Genomic DNA, 21,946 nt, shown 5'->3' on the forward strand with positions numbered 1-21,946 from the left:
GTTAAACATGATACAATAGATTTCGTGAAAAAAAGACTTAAAATTCGATTATCTGAAAATGATATTATATTTGAAGATGATAACTATATGGCCTTAAATAAAAAGGCCGGCTGGCCTGTACACAAAACTCTCGATCCAATGCGAGATAATTGTACAGACGCCCTTAAAAGCTATCTCAAATTCAGAGAGGATGGAAAGTCTCCTTATCTCGTCTTAGTACATAGGCTTGATGTTGAAACAGCAGGTATTCTTCTCTTTGCAAAATCAAAAGAAGCAAATAAGTATCTACAAGAGCTATTTAGCTCTCACCAAGCAGATAAGATTGATAAGAGGTATCTTGCAATTTGCAGTGGTAGGCCAGAAGCTGATGAAGGCACAATAGAGAATTTTATCAAGGCCCAAAGAGAAGGTCGTAAAGAGAAGATGGTGGTTGTTTCCTCTGGCGGAAAGAAGGCCATTACAAATTACTGGGTAAAGGACTTTAAAAACGACTACTCACTTATTGAATTTCAGATTCTAACAGGAAGAAAGCATCAAATTAGACTTCATGCAAAGTCTATTGGTCATCCTATCTTTGGTGATCCAATTTATTCAAATTCAAAAGAACAAGATGGACAAAGGTTATGTGCTTATAAGTTGAGCTTCTTTGATAAGTTCTCAAATCAGATGATTAATTTAGAAATTAAGCCAGCGTTTGATCTTGATAATTTTAGAACAAAAATTAGTGATGAATTTAAGTATATTATTTTTAATAAGCCTTATAATGTCCTTTGCCAATTTGGAAAGGATCATAAAGATCAACTAAGCCTTATTGATTACAATCTTCCAAAAGAGCTCTACCCTGTTGGACGACTTGATAAGGATAGCGAAGGACTTTTAATTTTAACTAATGATGGAAAATATAAAGACCGTATGGCAAATGCTAAGAGCAAAGTTGAAAAAACATATTTGGTACAAGTTGATGGTGATATCACCAATGAGGCAATTGAAGAGCTAAAAAAAGGCGTTGTGATTAAAGATAATTACAAGACTAAGCCAGCAAAAGTTAAAAAAATTGAATCAAACCTTGTGAAAGTAGAACAAAGAGATCCACCTGTGCGCTTTCGAAAAAATATTCCAACAAGCTGGATTGAAGTGAGAATTTCAGAAGGAAAGAATCGTCAAGTACGCCGAATGTGTGCGGCAGTTGGCTTTCCGACACTTAGGCTTATTCGTACAGCAATTGGAAATATCAAACTAGGCGAACTTAAGCTTGGTCAGTTTGAGTTTTTTGACGGTCAATAAGAGCAAAGATAATTCCTAAAATAGCACCACTTACTAATCCACCACCATGGGCCCAATTGGCCATCTTAAAATTAAAGACATCAAAAAAGCCGAGAAAGAGCCATCCAGTCATCAAAACGATATCTGTCGTTGGCAGCTTAAATTTGAAATTGGGATTTAATCGCGAATAAGGCCAAAGAAACCCAAGTAAACCGTATACAACTCCAGAGAGGCCTCCAAAGAATCCAGGGCTCATTGCAGCTTGGAGAAAATTAGAAATAATCCCTGTAAATAAAAGAAGGAGAATAAGAAAGAAGCTTCCTTTTGTGAATTCAATTAACTTTCCTAATTCCTTCCACCATAAAAGATTAAAGAATACGTGCATGAATCCAAAATGAATAAAGGCCGGAGTAATGATTCGCCAATACTCCCCTGCATTTAAATTATGATACGGGTCTAGCTTAGAAGTTGAAAATGCGAAGAGATAATAGAGATTTTCATTCTTTAGAATCCAACCAAATATGAAGACAATTGCACACAAGGCGAGAATTATAATAGTAGCTGGTCCCATTCTTAGGCTTTGTACATATTGCCAGTCTTTATTAACTTCGATGGGTTTTGCTCCCCCAATATAGACACGATAAACTTCACGTGCTTGAGAGAGATCTTTTAACTCAACGACAAAGAGATGAAAGAAGTCGTTTTCGAACTCTTTTCTTATATGAATACCTTCATTTAATAATTGTTTCTCTATTACACTTACAATCTGTTCATCTCTTAGAGAGCCAATATAGTGTAGTCTTTTCAGGTCGTTATCTTGGTTTGCGTCATTTTCTTGATTTGCCATGATCATATTCTGCTACAGGCCTCTATAAAAGTCGAGCAACCAACAAAATAAATCGAAGAAGAGATAGGTTTAACCATAGAATTTTGATAAGATAGACCTAAATAAGTTGTTTTTTGACTTATTTTACGTTAAGTATGAATCATAACGTAAATTATTAATAAATGGGAATACCTAAGGGGTATTTAACTACGAGTATGTATAAAGTAAGTAAGAAAACACAATACGCACTTACAGCTCTTAAGCATATGCAAGAGTATGGACACACGTGCGAAGAAAATCTTACTTCGGCCAGAGAAATTTGTGACAAATACGATATGCCATTTGATCCGGTTTCTAAGGTCATGCAGAAGTTAAATAACTCGGGAATTCTCTCTTCCATTAAAGGTATCAAAGGTGGCTACTTCCTAAGTCGTCCCCTAAGTAATCTTAATCTTTTTGAAGTAAGTAATATTATCGAAGGAAAGGTTAAAGAGACAGCATGTGATGCTCTTAAAGGAAAATGTGACAAATACTTAGCTTGCGAATTAATTTCACCAATAGAAAAAATTAACTCTCATGTGAATCACCATTTGATTTCGGTTTCACTTGAGGAGTTACTAATGAATAAAACAGGGGTCACACATGAGTGATACACAGTTAACAAAGTCAGAATATAAATATGGCTTTTTTACAGACATTGAAACACAAGAATTTCCAAAGGGATTAAACGAAGACATCGTTCGTATGATCTCGGCAAAAAAGAAAGAGCCAGAATGGTTACTAGAATACCGTCTTAAAGCATTTCGTCTATGGAAGAAAATGCCAATGCCAAATTGGGCAAAGCTAGAAATTCCAGAGATCGACTTTGAAGACTTATATTACTATGCAGCTCCAAAGTCGACAGAGAGTGCTCCAAAAAGCTTAGATGATCTTGATCCTGAGCTTTTAGCAACTTTTGAAAAGTTAGGGATTCCCCTATCTGAACAAAAGAGGATTTCAGGTGTAGCTGTTGATGCTGTCTTTGACTCAGTTTCAGTTGGAACAACTTACAAAGAAGAGCTTGAAAAAGTTGGTGTTATCTTCTGCTCTATTTCAGAAGCTGTACAAGACTATCCAGAGCTTGTGAAAAAGTACTTAGGAACAGTAGTTCCTCCAGCAGATAATTTCTATGCAGCACTTAATGCAGCAGTATTCTCTGATGGTTCATTCGTCTACATCCCTGAGGGTGTAACTTGTCCAATGGACTTATCGACATACTTTAGAATAAACGCTAAAGAGACTGGACAGTTTGAGAGAACACTTGTTGTTGCTGATAAAGGAAGTTACGTAAACTACCTTGAAGGTTGTACAGCACCTCAACGAGATGAAAATCAATTACACGCGGCCATTGTTGAACTTATAGCACTAGATGATGCTGAGATTAAGTACTCAACTGTTCAAAACTGGTATGCAGGAGATGAGCAAGGAAAAGGTGGAATTTACAACTTCGTTACAAAGCGTGGTAACTGCCTAGGAAAGAACTCTAAGATTTCTTGGACACAAGTAGAAGCAGGTTCTGCAATTACTTGGAAGTACCCTTCTTGTAATCTTATCGGTGATAATTCACAAGGCGCCTTCTACTCTGTAGCTCTGACAAATAACAAAATGCAGGCCGATACTGGAACAAAAATGATCCACATTGGTAAGAATACAAAATCGACTATTATCTCAAAAGGTATCTCTGCTGAGCAATCAGAAAATAACTACCGTGGACTAGTAAAGGTTATGCCTTCTGCTGTCGGTGCAAAGAATTACTCACAATGTGATTCGATGCTAGTTGGTGATAAATGTTCAGCTAATACATTTCCATATATTGATGTGAAAAATAACAGCGCAACAGTAGAGCACGAAGCTTCAACTTCTAAGATCTCAGAAGACCAACTCTTTTACCTACAACAACGTGGGATGGATATGGAGAAATGTATCTCAATGGTTGTAAACGGTTTCTGTAGTGAAGTTTTCAAAGAGCTTCCACTTGAGTTCTCTGTTGAGGCAGTAAAGTTAATTGAGATGAAATTAGAAAATTCAATCGGATAATTTTAAATTATATAAAGGATAAATATGAGCTTACTTACAGTTAAAGATGTTCACGCAAGAGTTGAAGAAAAAGAAATCCTAAAAGGAATTTCTATTGAGGTTAAACCAGGTGAAGTACACGCAATTATGGGGCCAAATGGTTCAGGTAAAAGTACTCTATCAAAGGTAATTGCTGGTCACCCATCATTTGAAGTAACTGATGGAACAATTGATTACAATATCAATGGTAAACAAACAAACCTTCTTGAATTAGAGCCAGATGAAAGAGCAAAGAATGGTATCTTTCTTGGTTTTCAATACCCTATTGAAGTACCTGGAGTTTCAAATATTGATTTCTTACTAGAGTCATTTAATGAAGTTTCAAAAGCACAAGGTGCTGCTGAAATGAAAAAAGAAGAATTTAGAGAATTTCTAAGACCAAAGCTAGAACTACTAGAGATGAGAGAAGAATTTCTCGATCGCCCAGTAAACACTGGCTTCTCTGGTGGTGAAAAAAAGAAGAACGAAATTCTTCAAATGGCCGTACTTAATCCAAAACTTGCACTACTAGATGAAACAGATTCTGGCCTAGATATCGATGCACTTAAGATTGTTGCAAAAGGTGTTAATGCTATTAAATCAAAATATAATGGAATTGTTCTTGTAACTCACTACCAAAGACTTCTTGATTATATTGTTCCTGACTATGTTCATGTACTTAGTGGTGGAAAAATTATTAAGTCAGGTGGAAAAGAACTTGCACTAGAGCTAGAAGAAAAAGGTTACGACTGGCTAGTTAAGTAATACTAATAAGAAAGCGAAAGGTATCGTTATGAATATCCAAGAACTGACAGATCAATATATAAGTGACTTAGGAAATTATACTAAATCACAATCAAATAAAGAGGCTTTTGATAATTTCAAGGCCCGTGGTCTTCCACATACGAAAATGGAAGATTGGCTTTACACAAAGCTTACTGATGTTCTCCCTGAAAACTTCAAAGTGACAACACAAGAAGCGATGTTAAAGAACGTAAAAGTAGCTGGTAAGTACCAAGCAGTATTTCTAAATGGTAAATACTCAAAAGCTGACTCATTTCTACCTGAAGAAATCACTTTAGAAGAAGTCGATCTAGTAGCAGAAGATGCAAATTGTGACGAACAAGATATCTTTGCAATGCTAAACGCTTCAGCAGTTGAAAAAGTTATCAACATCACTGTTCCAAAAAACTATGTTGCTGATGATATTATTTCAATTGTTCACCTATCTGATTTTGAAGGAGAATTTTCACTTCCAAGAATTCATGTAAATGCGGATAAATTCTCAAAAGCTGAATTTGTAGAGATCTTCACTGGAAGTGAAACTAAAGCATATAATATTAGCTCTGTTACAAATTTCAAAATTGCAGATAGTGCGAATATCTCTCATATCAAGGTACAAAGAGAAGGCCTAAACGCCTTTCATGCTGGAAGTGTAAACGCAGACATTGCAAGAGATGCAAACTTCAATTCATTTACTTTTACAACAGGTGCAAAGAAGTCACGTAATGAGATTCGTGTTCGCATGAATGAAGTTGGAGCTACTTGTAGTGTTGATGGACTCTATGCCATCAATGGTGAGCAACACACTGATAACTTCTCATTGATTTCACACATAAAAGAAAGAACTGAAAGTTCACAATTATTTAAAGGTGTACTTGATGACAAGGCCCGCGGTGTATTCACAGGAAAAGTACTTGTTTGTCGTGATGCTCAATTAGTTAACTCTGAACAACTTAATAAAAATCTTCTTCTATCGAAGAAGGCCCACGTTGATACACGTCCACAACTTGAGGTTTACGCCGATGATGTAAAATGTGCACACGGTGCAACTGTTGGTCAAATGAGTGATGAGGAAGCTTTCTATCTACAATCACGTGGACTTTCAAAAGAGCGCGTACAAAAGCTTCTTATTCATGCATTTTGCTCAGATGCAATAATGAAAATTGAAAACCAAAAGCTACAGGACTTCTTAAGTGAAATCCTATTTGATTCGTTTGAGAAAGAGGCATTTGATCACCTAGATCAAAGCGAGGCTAAATAATGGCATTAGAAATTGATAATATTAGAAACCAATTTCCACAACTTGAAAGAAAAGTTCATGATAGGCCTCTAATCTACTTAGATAACGCAGCCTCAACTTTAAAGCACATCAGTGTTATTGAAGCTTTGAATAATCATTACACTAATGATGTTGCTAATATTCACAGAGGTGTTCACTACCTTAGTGAGCATGGGACGATTCAATATGAACAAACTCGTGACTCTATTCAAGATCTTTTAAATGCTAAGTCTCGTTGTGAAATCATTTTCACAAAAGGTACAACAGATAGCTTAAACCTAGTGGCTGCTTCCTTTGTTCCACATTATGTAAAAAAAGATGATGTTATTTTAATCTCAACAATGGAGCATCATTCAAATATTGTTCCATGGCAGATTCAAGCAGAAAAGATTGAAGCAAAGGTAAAAGAGATTCCTATTACAGATGATGGGGATATTGATGAAGAAGCCTATGTCGAGCTTTTAAAAGAAGGTAACGTTAAACTTGTTTCAATGGCACATATTTCAAATAGTCTTGGAACAATAAATGACATAAAGAAATATATTTCTTTGGCCCATGATCATGGTGCCTATTTCTGTGTTGATGCTGCACAATCAATTGCTCATGAGAAAGTCGATGTACAAGACTTAAATTGTGATTTCCTAGCTTTTTCTTCTCATAAGATGTTTGGGCCAACAGGCTTTGGCGTACTATATGGAAAAAAGAAGTTACTAGAAAGCATGCCTCCTTATCAAGGTGGTGGCGATATGATTGATGTCGTAACTATTGAAAAAACAACATATAACGAATTACCACACAAGTTTGAAGCTGGTACACCACATATTGCTGGTGGTATTGGCCTTAAGCCTGCTATTGATTTCTTAATAGATACAGACTTGAATGTGATTAAGAAATACGAGAAAGAACTACTTGATTATGCAACTCAAAAAATTACTGAGATTGAAAAGGTTCAAGTAATAGGGACAGCAAAACAAAAGGCATCAGTACTTTCCTTTGTTGTGGATGGAGCTCACCCACATGATCTGGGGACTCTCCTTGACCGCCAAGGTGTTGCAATTAGAACTGGCCATCACTGCACACAGCCTTTAATGAAAAGGTTCAACGTAAGTGCTACTGCACGCGCCTCATTCTCGTTGTATAATACAAAAGAAGAAATTGATATTTTTATCAAAGCATTAAATAAGGCATTAAACTTTCTTTAAAGAAGTAATACACAGGATAATTATATGAGTGAAGTAAATATTGATATTCAACCAACTCCAAACCCAAATGCATTGAAGTTCATTTTAAATATGGACGTGAAAAAGAATGGATCTTCTACTTTTAGAACTCCTATGGAGTGTGGAGAGGTAAACTTAGGTATTAACCTCTTTACAATTAGAGGTATCGATCAAATCCATTTTTTTGAAAATGTGATTACGATTACAAAATTTAATTATGAAGACTGGGAAGATATCGAAGAAAAAGTAGTGGAAACAATCAAGCATGATCTTCCAAATCACAATCCAGAGTTTGAAGAGTTTGACCCAGAAAAAGAAAGGCGTGAAAACCTTCCTAAAGAACTTAAAGATATCGAAGAAGTTCTTGATAGAACTGTACGTCAATACCTTCAGGCAGATGGTGGAGATATCCAAACTGTATCATATGAAGATAATATTCTACTTGTGAGATACCAAGGTGCTTGTGGAACATGTCCATCTTCAACAACTGGAACGCTTGAGGCAATTAAATCAACTCTGAGAGCAGAATATAATCCAGAGATTGATGTTTATATTGCTCCTGATTGGTAAGCGCACGCGGCATTGATTGGCCAAAGCCAATCAATAGGACGCGGCGCTAGGCCCCCATGCAAAAGAAATTAAAATAATTCAACAAGCCGGGTTCAAGCCCGGCTTTGTTGCTCCTGGGCCAAAGAGAAAGGTCACGCAAAAGAAAAGCGATATTTTAGCGCAGCTAAAATAAGCACCCCCCCCTTAGCACATGAGAAATAAAAAGAGCATGTCACCAATAAAAGCGACATTTTAGCGCAGCTAAAATAAGCCCCCCCCCCCTTAGCACATGCGAAACAAAAAGAGCATGGCACCAATAAAAAAGGACACCCACATGGGTGCCCTAAATAAAACAAACAAGAAGATTTTATGAATTGATATTGCTATCACTCATTTTCTATCTCTATATTATTAAATTCACAGAATATATAAATCTACAAATCCTGACATTCTGACGTTTACGATGTCAGATTAACCTACAATAGAATAAATGATGATGAAGTGTAGAACTGCTGCCACACAAACAAAGAGATGAAAGATCTCATGATAACCAAACCATTTAGCATTTCGGCCAGGCATTTTTAGTCCATAGAATAACGCTCCAATTGTATAGAGCACACCACCAGTAATTAAGAGAACAATATTTGATACGCCAAGCTTTGGCATAAGTTCTGAGACATAAGGCAATACCATATAGCCTGGAATGAGATAAATAAGAGCACTTACCTTTTCAGGTAAATTTGGAAAGAAGATTGATTTTAAAATACCAATTGCAGCAACTGTCCAAATACTTATTAGAAGGGTTGATCCAGATTCACCGTTTAATACAAGCAATGTAATTGGTGTACACGTTCCAGCGATCATAACGTAGATAGCACTATGATCAAGTCGCCCTAAAAGATCTCTTTTACGTGGCTCCCAATGAATGCGGTGATAAAAAGCACTCACCCCAAGCATCATTAGTAGTCCAATTGAATAAACTATCGTCGATATATATTGAGTTGTATTTGCACTCTTTGCGATAAGTAGAGAGCAGGCACCAAGGGAAACAAAGAACATTACCTGGTGTGACCAACCTCTTAATATGGGTTTTTGCTTTTCCATGTTGAAAGCATACGCGGATACAATGTTCAATTAAAGCGATTAGCAAAGCTTTTACATTTATATTACAAACATTGAACAAGTGATTAGAACGGCCTTATTATTTAACTAAACTTGGCCTGAATTAGTTTCTTTTTAACAACACCAAGAAGCTCACGACACTCACCTTCTTCAAGCCCATAAAGTTTATGCGAAGGTTGAAGCTCTTTTGGTTCTTTATATTCATTTGAGAAACTTTGTAGTCGATTATTTAAATTATTTCTCAATGTTCTCATTTGTTTTGGTGAGAAGTTCTCAAGATCAGCTAGTAGCTCTTGTAGTTTTTTTGACATTGGTACCTCGTGATTAAGCTATGCTTACGTAAAAGTCAGCTGGAACCATACATGGAAGTATTTAAAATTACTAGTTAAATACAAAAAAATGAAAAGAGTTAAGTTTTTTCCTCTAGACGCCGATTGTTTGATATGCCAAACTTATATTTAAGAGATCTAACAAGGGGGCCAAGGATATGATGATTAACAATTGCTACCGCCTACTATGCGAAATTACAAAGCTTGAGCAAAAAATTGAAGAAGTTCAATCATTGGCCAAAACACATGGCCTTGAGATTGATACAGATAAGTTACTTCAAGAATTAATCAATAAACAAGCAAGCTAACTAGGCCCAGTCTTTAGGAAAGTAATACTCCATCATTTTCTTATGCTCCGGCTTTTTGGGCTCATAGCGATAAGTAAACTTCACTCTTTTTGGTAGTGAAATTAGGATTGAGTCTGTTCTTCCATTAGATTTTAAACCAAAGTGGGTTCCTCGATCATGAAGTAAGTTAAATTCAACATATCGTCCACGACGGTGTAATTGGAAGTCTACATCTTCATCATCAAATTCCTCATCCATTCTTTTTTCTACGATTGGAAAGTATGACTTAATGAAATTTGAGGAAATCTCTTTAAACATCGCAAGATCTTTTTGAGGATCGCCAGAAAAGAAGTGATCGTAAAAGAAGCCACCAATTCCGCGCATCTCGTCGGCACGATGCTTATTAACGAAGTAATTATCACACTTTTCTTTCCACTCATCCCAATGGCGATATGGTTCACAAGCATCTTTCCAAACCTTGTGAAAGTACTCAAAGTCATCTTCATGAGGATAAAATGGAGTTAGATCAGCTCCTCCGCCAAACCAGACCTTTGAGCCCGCTTGAATCATACGGAAGTTTGCATGAGTTGTTGGAACTCTTGGGTTTGTTGGATGAATGATAAGAGAAATACCTGTTGCCCACATTTGATTATTATCACCGCCAATATTAGCAGCAAATTTTGGGTCAACTTCTCCAAAAACAAGGGATGTATTAACTCCTGCATTTTCAAATATTTCACCTTCAAAAGCACGAGTGATCCCGCCACCTCCAGGGTTCCCAGCGAAGTCCTTGCGTTCCCATATATCTTCATTCAAGTTAATTTTTGTATCGATTCTCTTAAGTTCCTCACTAATTTGATTTTGTAAATCTTGAACGTGAGCGGCAAATTCGTTTTTTATATTTTCAATATCGAAAGACATAGCTAAAATCCTATATAGGTTATTTAAATTACTGAATTTAACATACCAAAATTTTATAAAAATGATAATTAATCAGGAGTTGAATTAATGCTTTATTACCACAACCCACGTTGTTCTAAAAGTCGTAAAGGACTTGAGTATCTTGAGTCAAAAGGAATCCAAGAAGGAGTTGGCTTTCGCGTGAAAGAATACTTAAAAGACGGTGTCGAGGAAAAAGAATTCCTTGATCTAATCAAGTACACAGGACTTGCACCACTTGATGGACTAATCAGAACAAAAGAGGCCCTATTTAAGGACCTAGGTCTTGCTGGTAAAGAATTAAGTGATATGGAATGGGCAAAACTAGTTCATGAAAATCCAAAACTTTTAGAGCGCCCTATTCTCGTCAATGATGATAAGAAAGCGGCCATTGGTAGGCCGGATGCCCATAGTTTTGATCCAATTATATAAATAGCTGAAAACTCATACTGTGGTGGCCCTCACCGCCACAGTTTCTTGTCATATCAAATATATAAGAAATCCCTAAGTCCCTTTATTTCTCAATATTTACGTATATTTAAGCTTAAGAAATAACTTTGAATTACGATAAGTATAAATGAGTTTAATTTGTTGGGGACGACGTCATGAAGCTATTAAAACAATTCATCATTTTTCAAATTGCACTAGTATTGAACTTTTCGATACTCAATGCGGCCGGTGACAAAGGTGTTGCTAAGGTTATGAAAAAAAGAGGGAAAGTTTTTATTACTCAGACAAAGAAAAAACTTAAGAAGGGAGACTGGGTTCCAGAAGGGGCCAGTATTACAACAAAGAGTCGAAGCTTTGTTAAATTGCTCTTCATTGATAAATCAAACCTAACACTTGGGGCCAACTCACAAATGGAAATTAAGCAATTTCCTAAAAAGAAGGCCGGAATTATTAATCTCGTAAACGGACAGCTAAGATCAAAGGTTTCTAAGAACTATCTACAAATAGATAAGAAGAAATCAAAGCTTTTTATTAAAACAAAAACAGCGGCCATGGGTGTAAGAGGAACAGATTTTCAAGTTAACTACAACTCGAAAAACCAGAATACAACACTTATTACATTTGAAGGTGCTGTTGCAATGGGTTCTCTTTCAAAGTTTAAAGTATCTGACTTTAGACAAGATCGCCTAGAAAAAGTTGTTTCTTCACCTACTTCCGTAATGGTTAAAAGAGGTCAGTTATCAGGAGTTATGCCTGCAATCGACTCAAAACCAATTGCTCCAGTTAAAATTAATAAAAGGCAACTTAAGGCCCTTGAAAATAACGATGGCTCAAAAATGACAAATGCTAAGGATAAGAAGAATAAAAAAGTAAGGCCAATGGCAAGAAATATTATCCCTCCAGGAGTTGATAGCAAGAGCTTTAGTGCTTCAACTAATACAGAAGTAGCTGATCAGATGGCAAAAGTTGACAGCAGCATTAGAGGCCCTGCTAGTGAAGCAAAGAAAAAGAAGAAAATTCAAATTTCACAAGATACTCCTAAAGGCTCCTTAAAAGATGGTGGATATGTTGATACAGAGAACGCACTTTATATTCCACCGCCAAAGAATGCAGCGATGGACCCAATGACAAATGAAGTAATCGTTCCTGTTCAAATGGGGAGTTTTGATAAAGAAACAGGTATGTACACAAATGACTACTATGAAGTTGATGAAAGCGGTAACTTTATCGAAAAAGAAGATGATTCATTAACGAGACTACCGGCTTCAACCTCTACTATGGATACAACAAATTCAGACATGAAAGAAGTAACTAATGTATACGATGTCATGGACGAGCAAATGGACGATACAATGAAGATGGAAGACACAACGATATCTCCTCTTACTGATCCAAATCGAACGACAGCTTCAACAGAAGAAGATAAAATGATGGAAGATACGATGAGTGATCGTGACGATATGATTGAATCGACAAAGGACCCACTATCTTCAACAAATCGCACTGTTATCCGAGTTATCTTAGAAAAGCAGCCATAAACCAACTAGAAAAATCAACTATAGGTCGCATTAAGTCTAATGCGGCCAAATTCCCTCTGTTCAACTGCCCTAATTATCAGTAAAATTAATTGGCAAGCACCTAAAATTATAATTAAAGTTAAAGGAATGACTTTGAAGAAATTATTACTTCTATCACTATTGAGCTACTCTCTATTTGCTCAAGGCCTACAATCTATATATCAAGAATTTGAAAATGCTAATTACGAAGATGTAATAGAAAAGCTTAATGAAGAGCAATACAAGAAAAGACAAGATCAGAAATACTTAGGAGTAAGAAGTTATCTTTTAGGAGTCTCTCACGCAAGACTTCAAGACTTTGAGTTGGCCATAAAATACTTTAAGGATGCATTAAAGAATAAGAATGACGCTAAAGAAATCTATTATGAATTAGGGCAGGCCCAATACGCAATTAATCAACTTGATGATTCCATTAATAACTTTAAAAACTCGATAAAAATAAAGTACAAAGTTGAACAATCAACCTATTACATTGCATATATCAATCAGCTTAAAGAGGATCTTCCACAAGCAAAGAAATACTACAAATTACTTTTAAAGAATAAAGATACTTCAATAGAGATGAAGCAAATTGCTTATTATCAAGTTGCCCTTATAAACTTAGATATTGCAAGAGGTACCAATAGAGCATCTGAAATTGTTGAAAAATACATCCTTCCAGATCTTTACCGTGCTATTAATATACTTCCAAATAGCTCCACAGCTGATGATATTGATAAGAGAATTTCGGATATAAGAAAAGAGTTCTATTTAGAAGAAGATAAACTTGTTAACGGTGCTCCCCTACCAAGTCAAAGACTAAACCTAGGTGTAAGTGAAAAGATTGCTTATGATAATAACGTGACGAGATCTGATGACCTTCCATCTTCAACTGGTACAAATAAAGATTCATTCTATTCTCAAACACGCTTTAATATTAGTAAGGCCTATAATTTTAAAAGAAGATATACGCTAACGCCTCGATTTGAACTTACAAGTACGACTTACTCAGACCGAAATGATACTGCTATTTTTTCAAATGATAGTTATAATATCACTCCAGAAGTCGACTTTTCTTTTGCCTATAGATATGAGAAGAAACCTGCTCGTTTTTTTCTAAACTACACATACGATTATCAGGCCAGAGATATTAATAGTGAAAAAGATAGACAATATACTTATCGATCAAATCAATTCAGCTTAGGTACAGAACTACCACATTTTGAAATTGGCAATACATCAATCTCTATTAAGTCTCAAAGTTTTACTTACTACAACGACAGTTTAAACCGTTCATCAACAATTTTCTCAATCGATCAAATTATTAAAAAGAATTACGGTATCTTTATTCTTCTCTACCAATACGATATAAGTGATTACGAAAATAATGAGACACTTAGTACAAACTCACACTTATTTAGACTTGATTATCTCTATCCTGGAATATTTCCTAATACAACTTTAAATATTGGCCTTGCTGATATGCTTATAAGTTACGATGATGTGTCACAAGATGCGGCAAGAGGAATAGAAAGTAATATAAGTTTTAACACAAAGTTCATTCGAGTCATTAATAGAAATCTATCTTTTAATGTTGAATACCTCTACACAAATAATATATCAGATGAAGATGCCAGTAATTATACGGCCCATCAAACATCATTTGAATTAAATTACGATTACTAAAATAGGTTTTTATGAAGAATATTGTTAAGAATATTGGGCTTTTTATAATTATTATCTTTTCATGTGTCAGTGTGTTCTTCTCACTTTACAGTAAAGACTATGAAGCAAAATGGCGTGATCTAACTTCATATGCATCATTTTTTGAAAACCGTTTCTATGACTTTAGAATGCTTCAAACAATGCACAAGAGAAAGCCACACCCAAAAATCATCCTAGCAGATATCGATGACGACTCGATTAAAAAATTAAACTCATGGCCAATCCCTCGAACAAAATGGGCCGAAATGCTTAAGAAGTTACGTGGTTATGGAGCAAAGATTGTTGCATTTGATGTTTTCTTCTCGGAAGACTCAATGACATGTAATGGGCAAAACCCTGATGATGATCTCGTTGCAGCTATCGAGTATTTTCAAGAAGTACCAAATAATAGAGTTATTCTTCCATACAATCTACAAGTCGGAGGAACTGAACATTACACATCAATTCCAGATGATCTTTATATTTTTGCTCTAACGACAAAAGTTGGAGGGGCAAATTATGAGATGTATCCAACATTTATCTCAGACTCAGTCTATCCTCTACAAAAGCTTATTGATGCAGAAACCTCACTTGGTTTTATTGAAACAACAGCAGATACAGATGGTGTTATTAGACATTATAAAGCACTCGCCTTCCCTTACGGTGAAGTTCATGTTCCATCATATGGACTAACTGCCTATATGCACTGGATTGGGGAATTTGACGAATACGATGATCCATCAAAAATGGATAAAATCTTTAAAACCCAACTTGATCTTAGTACAGCCGGTGGGAAGCCCATTTTAAAAACAAAGAAAGGCGATATTGAATTAAATCTCAAAGGTGAAACAAAGGTACGTTGGACAGGTGGAGAAGAAACCTACAAGCGTATTCCAATTTATGACATTATCACAAAGGATCCAAATGATGAGGAGCTTAAAAACTTATTTGAAGATGCTCTCGTCTTTGTGGGTGCAACTGCTTATGGTGCACACGATTTAAGAAATACGCCAGTTCACCCAATGCTTCCAGGAGTAATGGTTCATATGAACTTTGCTCAGATGCTTATTGATGGTTATTATTTTAAACCATTTAAAGAGTCGGCTAAACTATCTTGGCTGCTACTTATTATTTCAGTTATTATTCTTCTATTAGTTCAATTAAAAGAAAATCCAATTTATGACTTGGCCATCTTAGTTGTACTCGTAATGGTATTATTTTATGCAGATACTTATTACTTTGTTGAACAAGGATATGAGACAAAATTATTTTGGTGCTTCTTTGCGCTAACAATGTGCTATGGATGGAACACCATTGTAAATTTCTACATGGCCAATCAAGACAAGGCCTTTCTAAAGAATGCATTTGGGAACTATATTTCTCCAGAGTTAATCGATGAAATGTATGAATCAGGTCACGCACCGACTCTTGGTGGTACATCTGGAATTAGAACCGCCTACTTCACAGATATTCAGGGCTTCTCAAGCTTTTCTGAAAAGTTAAGCGCAACTCAATTGGTTGAATTACTAAATGAATACTTAACAGCAATGACTGATATTCTCTTAGAAGAAAAGGGAACTCTCGATAAGTATGAAGGAGATGCTATTATCGCTTTCTTTGGTGCTCCAATGGAATTACCTGATCATGCCCAAAGATCATGTATGGTGGCTCATCGTATGCAAGAGAAGCTACTAGAGCTTCGAAAGAAATGGGTCTCTGAAGGAGATAAATGGCCAAAGATTGTTCATGATATGCGTATGAGAATTGGTATTAACTCTGGTGATATTGTGACAGGAAATATGGGATCCGCTTCACGTATGAATTACACAATGATGGGAGACTCTGTAAACCTTGCAGCGAGATTGGAAGAGTCAGCAAAGCAGTATGGTATCTTTACTCAAGTTGCCAAAGAAACAGTTGAGATGGCCGGTGATAAATTCCTATGGAGAGAACTTGATACAATTAAGGTTGTAGGAAAATCAATTCATGTAACGACATATGATCTCCTTGGGCTTAAAGAGACTGCTCCTGACTACCTTAAAGAACTATCAGAGAAATTCTCTGCTGCAATTTTATTATATAAAGCACAAAAGTGGGATGAGGCCATTGAGTTATTCAAGGTAACACTTGAATTAGAATATATGCGTTTTCCTGATCTAAAAGGCGTAAAGACAAATCCTAGTGAGATTTACATTAAGCGTTGTGAGGATTATAAGAAACTTCCACCGCCACCAGAATGGGATGGGGTTTTCACATTAACGAGTAAGTAACAAAAAAGCCTGCATATCGCAGGCTTTTCTTTGCAAATAGGTTCCTGGATAATTTTCGGGATGCGATGAGTAAAATTTCATAATTTGAAATAACTTATAATAGGAAGCCTTAATTGCTTTCTATTTTATATCAAAATGTTATCACTTCGCTATGCCAAGAAAACCAACAATTAGAACAAATCTATATCCTTATCATGTTGTAGCCCGTTGTCACAATAAGGAGTGGTTTAAGCTTCCAATAGAGACGATGTGGAAGATTTATACTGAAATTATAAGAGATGTTTGTCGTGAAGAAGGAGCAAAAGTTATCTCCTTTGTCTTAATGAACAATCACTTCCATCTCATGGTATGGACACCAAGAGAAAATATTGACCGGGTAATGTACTGGATAATGAAGCGCTCAACTCAAGAGGTACAAAAAAGAACTGGAATTATAAATTCAATCTATGGTGGAAGATATAAATCGAGTCTTCTTACTAAAGTTCAGTATCAATATAACTGTTATAAATATATTCTAAGAAACCCAGTTGTAGCTGGACTATGCGACTTAGTTCAAGATTACCCCTACAGTACATACCACTATTCCTTCTTTAATCAAAGCTTACCCTTTGAGCTACTCGATAAGTCTTTACCTAACTTATTTGGATCGACTAGAGCACTAGAATCTTGGTTAAATAAAAGCTACACAGACAAAGAGGCCCGTTCAATTAAAACGGGCCTCTCTAGGAATAAATTTGAATTTGCAAAATGTAATAACTCTCGAAAACAAGTAATACCTAACTTAAGCCTTGGAACTATGCATCCCGAAAAGTATCCAGGAACCTAGTAACTAAGGACTTTTAGGGCCGTTTCTACAACACGATCAGTGTTTGGAAGGATTGCTTTTTCAAGGATTCTATTGAAACCAACTGGAGTGAAAGTCGAACCAACACGTTGAACTGGAGCATCAAGAAGCTCAAATCCTTTATCGTTAATCATGGCCGCAACTTCACCACCAAATCCACCAAAGACCTTATCTTCGTGAACAACAAGTGCTCTATTTGTTTTCTTAATTGAAGCAAGAATTCCCTCTTCATCTAGTGGAGCAATTGATCTAAGGTCTACAACTTCTACACTGTAACCTTGTTCAGATAATTTCTCAGCTGCTTCAAGACAGTGATGAACAGTATTTCCATATGTAATTAGTGAAAGATCTGTCCCCTCACGTCTTACACGACACTTACCAAATGGAACTTCAAAGTCCTCTGGTACAACAGTCATAGCTTGTTTTGCGTTATATAGAGCTTTTGGCTCTAGATACAGCGTTGGACCTTCACTTCTCATTGCAGTTCTTAAAAGACCAGCAGCATCGTCAGCAAATGCAGGGCATACGATACGTACACCAGGGATACCTGCAAGGTTACCTTCTAAGTTTTGAGAGTGGTAAAGACCACCACCGATATATCCACCAGAAGCTAATCTGATTAGAATATTTGGAGCAAAGGCACCGTTTGATCTCCAGTAGTCATGAGAACACTCTACGTATTGCTCCATTGCTGGCCAGAAATAATCAGCGAACTCTGCACCTTCAACAACAACGCGGATATCTTTATTATAGCGAGAAAAACCGTTTGCCGTTCCTAAGATATAGTCTTCAGCGATTGGGCCATTAAATACACGCTCTTTACCGAATTCTTGTTGCATTCCTTTAGAAACATTGAAGATACCACCCTTGTCTTTGTTGGCCATATCTTGTCCCCAAATATAAGTGTCAGGATTGTTTCTAAATTCTTTCTTTAGTTGTCCATTGATTGCATCAATGAACTTCATCTCTTCACCTGACTCGTTATGAGTTCCATCAACATACTTTGTTGGAACGTGTGGTTCAGGAAGTACGAAATCATAGATTGACTCTGGAGTTGGATTTGGAGCTTTCATTGCTTTCTTGTGTGCTTCAAGAAGTTCAGCTTTTGCAACTGCATCCATTTCATCAAGCTCTGCTTCAGTAAAGATCTTCTTTGCAATAAGCTCTTTTCTAAATGCAACTAGCGGATCTTGTGCTGCTGCTTCTGCTCTTTCTTCTTCTGAACGATATAGCTCGTGCTTATCAGAGTTAGAGTGAGAGTGAATACGAACACAACGAGCGTGAACAATTACAGGCTCTTGTTGAGTAGCTGCAATTTCTCTAGCTGTTGCCATTGCATTCATTGAATCAAAAATATCTTTCCCATCGCAATGGATGATTGAAAGGTTTAGGAAACCTGTGAAGTTATCTGCAACGTATTCGTTAGCTGTTTGATCACATTTTGGAACTGAAATACCGTATCCATTATCTTGGAATACAAATACTACAGGAAGCTTCTCGCGAGATGCACCGTTGATCGCTTCATAACAATAACCTTCAGAAACTGAAGACTCACCTTGTGAAGAATAAACAACACCATCGTGCTTATAACGATTAAATGCTCTTGCAGTACCTACAGCGTGAAGTGTGTGGTTACCTGTACATGAAGAAACATTATGAATATTCCACTCAGGCTTTGCAAAGTGGTTAGACATGTGACGTCCACCAGAAGCAAGGTCAGTTGCTTTTGAAATACCATTTAAAAGAATTTCTTCAGTAGTTAGACCAGCTGAAAATGCTGTCATCATATCACGGTAGTATGGGTATAAATGATCCTTACCAAGCTCAAATGTTTGACCGATAGCTAGTTGAATTCCATCATGTCCAGCATATGGTGCGTGGTAAGACCAACCAATTGCTTGTTTAAGATAGTTTGGTGCACGGTTATCTAACATGCGTCCAAGTGTCAGTAGTTCATACCACTGCTTTAGTGTGGCCTTATCTGTATTTTTCCAAGTGTACTTCTTCTTAGGCTTAAGAACATTTGCCATTTCAAACCTCGTATTTTCATTTAGTTATAAATCTTGAGTGAGACGGAATTTAACCATAATTTACTAAATTTGGGAAGCAAATATGAGACAGGTATAACAAGGTAAAACGCAACGCATAAAGCGTGAATAAAGAGCTACTTACAGAACTTTTTATGACCTGCCGCACAGGCATATTCGAGATACTTTTTAGCAAATTCTGGAGAGGTGTCTTCAATGAGTGGAGCAAGCTTTCCACAGGCCAGCATAATCCCTCCAGCACCATTTCGACAGGCCTTTTCTAAGAGTACTTGGTAATCAGCGCTTGTTATTTTTGAAAAATTTTTGCTCGCATACTCATAACACGATCGAGGGCCATCAAGGTCACACAAACGTTTTAGATATGTTTGATGAAGCTCATCGTCATTGTCTTTTTGAGCATAGAAACTTCCATCACGACAAGCTTGTAATTGACGTCCTTGGGGAAAATCGTCACGAAAACATATAGTTTTTGCATCAGAGCGAAGCTTATTTGCCTCAACTTGAACTACCCGCTTTTCTAAAAGGGCCATGATAGGATCAAGAAATATGACGGTAATAACAACAATAATTGTTAGGAATAACCAACCAGGAATATAATCTAATAACTTTTTAATCTTCACATTTAAGATCGATGAACTCAAACTTCGTTACATCAACTAATCCCATATCTGTTATTTTTAAAGTTGGAATTACAGGTAGTGCAAGGAAGGCCATTTGAATAAATGGTTCATTTACTGCTACTTCAATTTCCTTACAGGCTTCTTTTAATTGGATAATTCCTTCATTAATTGTTTCAGCTGACTCTAAACTAAGAAGTCCAGCAATAGGTAGAGATAGAGATGCTGTTACTCTCCCCTTATCAACGACACAGAAACCACCGGCATTTTCGATAATTTCGTTTGCCGCAGTTGCAATATCCTGTGGAGTCTTTCCGATGACGACAATATTGTGAGAATCATGAGCAACACTTGAAGCGATGGCCCCTCTCGTAAGCCCCATCCCCTTTACTAAACCAAGGCTTGGTTTTCTTTTTTGACCGTATCTCTCAATCACAGTGATATATGAAATATCATCTTCAGCAAATTCTTCACCATCATACTTAACTTTTAAGTGATTAGTGATGATTTCATCTTTTACAATTTCCATCACATTATAGGTTCCAGCACTTAAATCATAATTAAAATCTGTAGGTGCTAAGAAGCTTCGTTTGATTGTATTCTCTTTTGGAGGTTCAGACTTATTAAGTTTATCCATAACTTTAGATGGAAGATCTAACTCACTTACAAGCTCACCTTTTTTGAAAACTTCTTTCACATCGACATCTTCAAGTTTTCCAACAAGAACAATATCTGCTTGTTTGCCAGGAGCAATTAAGCCTAGCTTCTTTAATCCAAAATGTTTTGCTGCTGAAAAGCTTGATAGCCTATAAGCAATATGAGCAGGTGTACCAAGCTCATTAATCATCTTCTTAATCATATAATTGATATGACCTTCATTGAATATTTCATAAGGATTGCGATCATCAGTACAAAGAAGGCACTGACAAGAGTTGAACTCATTTACAACAGGAGCAAGAGTTTTTAAATTCTTTGCAACAGAGCCTTCACGAATGATTAGTCCCATCCCCTTTTGAAGCTTCTCTTTTGCTTCATCTGCAAAAATAGTCTCGTGACAATTTTGAATCCCTGCTGCGATATAAGCATTAAGCTGTTTTCCACGAAGCATTGGTGAGTGCCCATCAAGATTTAGCTCTGCAAATTCTTCGACTTTTTCAAGCACACCTTCTACACCATTAATGACCCCAGGAAAATTCATCATTTCAGCAAGGCCAAGAACACGAGGATGCTCCTTGTATTTCTTCATATCAATAATATCAAATTGCCCGCCATTTGTTTCAAACCCAGGTAGTGCAGGAATACAAGAGCTCACCTGAACAAAGAGGTTCTGATCCATAAGCTCACTACATCTTAAAAACCAAGAAAACCCACGATCTCCCATTACATTTGTAATTTCATGTGGATCACAAATGGCCGTTGTTGTTCCAAGAGGCAGCGTTAGTCTTTCAAATTCAAATGGATGCATCATTGAAGATTCAACATGAAGGTGTCCGTCAATAAAGCCAGGAACCGCTGTCGCACCCTGGGCATCATAAATACGTTTTGCTGGTTGATCGTCGTATTCCTTACCAATTCCAGCAATCGTTTTACCAGAGATAGCAATTGAGCTCTCAACCACTTCCCCATTGACGAGATCAAGGATTTTTACATTTTTAATAAGTAAATCAATTTCACCATCGCCGCGAGCAGTCTTTAAGACCTCTCTTAACTCTTTAGGTGATAATTTTTGTGTTTCCTTATTTGCAAGTGACATCTTTGACCTCTAT

Annotated in this window: 20 protein-coding genes; 13 read left to right on the forward strand and 7 right to left on the reverse strand. The window is 36.5% G+C overall.

The window, feature by feature from the left end:
* The first annotated feature begins 24 nt into the window (after positions 1-24).
* A complete protein-coding gene (locus ACN5L8_RS13605; RefSeq protein WP_419173289.1) occupies positions 25-1,284 on the forward strand; it encodes a pseudouridine synthase in 1,260 nt (419 codons plus the stop codon).
* Here ACN5L8_RS13605 and ACN5L8_RS13610 read toward each other — a convergent pair.
* Positions 1,247-2,110: a rhomboid family intramembrane serine protease gene (locus tag ACN5L8_RS13610; protein WP_419173290.1), complete on the reverse strand. Its 864-nt coding sequence runs from the start codon at positions 2,108-2,110 to the stop codon at positions 1,247-1,249. The two genes, ACN5L8_RS13605 and ACN5L8_RS13610, sit on opposite strands and share 38 nt — an antisense overlap.
* Before the next feature lie 194 nt (positions 2,111-2,304).
* Between ACN5L8_RS13610 and ACN5L8_RS13615 the strand changes: the two genes are divergently transcribed.
* From ACN5L8_RS13615 to ACN5L8_RS13640, 6 genes are read left to right on the forward strand one after another with little or no spacing between them, the layout of a single operon-like run.
* Positions 2,305-2,739, forward strand: coding sequence for an RrF2 family transcriptional regulator (locus ACN5L8_RS13615; RefSeq protein ID WP_158536812.1), 435 nt, complete (start codon positions 2,305-2,307; stop codon positions 2,737-2,739).
* Positions 2,732-4,165 carry a Fe-S cluster assembly protein SufB gene (gene sufB, locus ACN5L8_RS13620; protein ID WP_114706274.1) on the forward strand — a complete coding sequence of 478 codons (1,434 nt, stop codon included), beginning with the start codon at positions 2,732-2,734 and terminating at the stop codon, positions 4,163-4,165. The genes ACN5L8_RS13615 and sufB overlap by 8 nt, the downstream gene beginning before the upstream one ends.
* Before the next feature lie 24 nt (positions 4,166-4,189).
* On the forward strand, positions 4,190-4,948 hold the full coding sequence (gene sufC, locus ACN5L8_RS13625; RefSeq protein WP_114706275.1) for a Fe-S cluster assembly ATPase SufC: 759 nt from the start codon (positions 4,190-4,192) through the stop codon (positions 4,946-4,948).
* Positions 4,949-4,976: 28 nt separating this feature from the next.
* Entirely contained in the window at positions 4,977-6,227 is a 1,251-nt protein-coding gene (gene sufD / locus ACN5L8_RS13630) for a Fe-S cluster assembly protein SufD (protein WP_419173291.1), read from the forward strand.
* Positions 6,227-7,447, forward strand: coding sequence for an aminotransferase class V-fold PLP-dependent enzyme (locus tag ACN5L8_RS13635; protein ID WP_419173292.1), 1,221 nt, complete (start codon positions 6,227-6,229; stop codon positions 7,445-7,447). The genes sufD and ACN5L8_RS13635 overlap by 1 nt, the downstream gene beginning before the upstream one ends.
* A 24-nt stretch (positions 7,448-7,471) precedes the next feature.
* Positions 7,472-8,035, forward strand: a complete 564-nt coding sequence (locus ACN5L8_RS13640; RefSeq protein ID WP_114706278.1) for a NifU family protein — start codon at positions 7,472-7,474, stop codon at positions 8,033-8,035.
* Positions 8,036-8,485: 450 nt separating this feature from the next.
* Here the strand turns inward: ACN5L8_RS13640 and trhA are convergent, their stop codons facing one another.
* Entirely contained in the window at positions 8,486-9,118 is a 633-nt protein-coding gene (gene trhA, locus ACN5L8_RS13645; RefSeq protein ID WP_114706279.1) for a PAQR family membrane homeostasis protein TrhA, read from the reverse strand.
* 101 nt (positions 9,119-9,219) lie between these two features.
* The gene (locus ACN5L8_RS13650) at positions 9,220-9,447 is read right to left on the reverse strand and encodes a hypothetical protein (protein WP_114706280.1); all 228 of its coding nucleotides are present in this window, start codon (positions 9,445-9,447) and stop codon (positions 9,220-9,222) included.
* A gap of 176 nt (positions 9,448-9,623) precedes the next feature.
* Between ACN5L8_RS13650 and ACN5L8_RS13655 the strand changes: the two genes are divergently transcribed.
* Complete coding sequence (locus tag ACN5L8_RS13655) at positions 9,624-9,773, forward strand: hypothetical protein (RefSeq protein ID WP_158536813.1); 150 nt, start codon at positions 9,624-9,626, stop codon at positions 9,771-9,773.
* Here the strand turns inward: ACN5L8_RS13655 and hemF are convergent, their stop codons facing one another.
* Positions 9,774-10,673 carry an oxygen-dependent coproporphyrinogen oxidase gene (hemF, locus tag ACN5L8_RS13660; RefSeq protein ID WP_419173293.1) on the reverse strand — a complete coding sequence of 300 codons (900 nt, stop codon included), beginning with the start codon at positions 10,671-10,673 and terminating at the stop codon, positions 9,774-9,776.
* Positions 10,674-10,760: 87 nt separating this feature from the next.
* Here hemF and ACN5L8_RS13665 point away from each other — a divergent pair, with 87 nt between their 5' ends.
* The 5 genes from ACN5L8_RS13665 (at position 10,761) to ACN5L8_RS13685 (ending at position 17,497) form a co-directional block, all read left to right on the forward strand.
* Complete coding sequence (locus tag ACN5L8_RS13665) at positions 10,761-11,123, forward strand: ArsC/Spx/MgsR family protein (RefSeq protein ID WP_114706282.1); 363 nt, start codon at positions 10,761-10,763, stop codon at positions 11,121-11,123.
* Positions 11,124-11,296: 173 nt separating this feature from the next.
* Positions 11,297-12,679, forward strand: coding sequence for a FecR family protein (locus ACN5L8_RS13670; protein WP_419173294.1), 1,383 nt, complete (start codon positions 11,297-11,299; stop codon positions 12,677-12,679).
* A gap of 132 nt (positions 12,680-12,811) precedes the next feature.
* The gene (locus ACN5L8_RS13675; RefSeq protein WP_419173295.1) at positions 12,812-14,383 is read left to right on the forward strand and encodes a hypothetical protein; all 1,572 of its coding nucleotides are present in this window, start codon (positions 12,812-12,814) and stop codon (positions 14,381-14,383) included.
* An 11-nt stretch (positions 14,384-14,394) separates the two neighbouring features.
* Positions 14,395-16,671: a CHASE2 domain-containing protein gene (locus ACN5L8_RS13680; RefSeq protein ID WP_419173296.1), complete on the forward strand. Its 2,277-nt coding sequence runs from the start codon at positions 14,395-14,397 to the stop codon at positions 16,669-16,671.
* Positions 16,672-16,822: 151 nt separating this feature from the next.
* Positions 16,823-17,497, forward strand: coding sequence for a transposase (locus ACN5L8_RS13685; protein ID WP_419173297.1), 675 nt, complete (start codon positions 16,823-16,825; stop codon positions 17,495-17,497).
* On the opposite strand, the gene ACN5L8_RS13690 is transcribed toward ACN5L8_RS13685, so the two are convergent.
* The 3 genes from ACN5L8_RS13690 to adeD form a co-directional block, all read right to left on the reverse strand.
* A complete protein-coding gene (locus ACN5L8_RS13690) occupies positions 17,494-19,545 on the reverse strand; it encodes an alpha-ketoacid dehydrogenase subunit alpha/beta (RefSeq protein WP_419168596.1) in 2,052 nt (683 codons plus the stop codon). The two genes, ACN5L8_RS13685 and ACN5L8_RS13690, sit on opposite strands and share 4 nt — an antisense overlap.
* 134 nt (positions 19,546-19,679) lie before the next feature.
* Positions 19,680-20,183 (reverse strand): hypothetical protein, encoded by a 504-nt coding sequence (locus ACN5L8_RS13695; RefSeq protein ID WP_419173298.1) that lies wholly within the window; start codon positions 20,181-20,183, stop codon positions 19,680-19,682.
* On the reverse strand, positions 20,173-21,933 hold the full coding sequence (adeD, locus tag ACN5L8_RS13700; protein WP_114706289.1) for an adenine deaminase: 1,761 nt from the start codon (positions 21,931-21,933) through the stop codon (positions 20,173-20,175). Before adeD ends, ACN5L8_RS13695 begins: the two co-directional genes overlap by 11 nt.
* Positions 21,934-21,946 lie beyond the last annotated feature (13 nt).

The organism is Halobacteriovorax sp., assembly GCF_048381875.1.
Taxonomy (GTDB): Bacteria; Bdellovibrionota; Bacteriovoracia; order Bacteriovoracales; family Bacteriovoracaceae; genus Halobacteriovorax_A; species Halobacteriovorax_A vibrionivorans.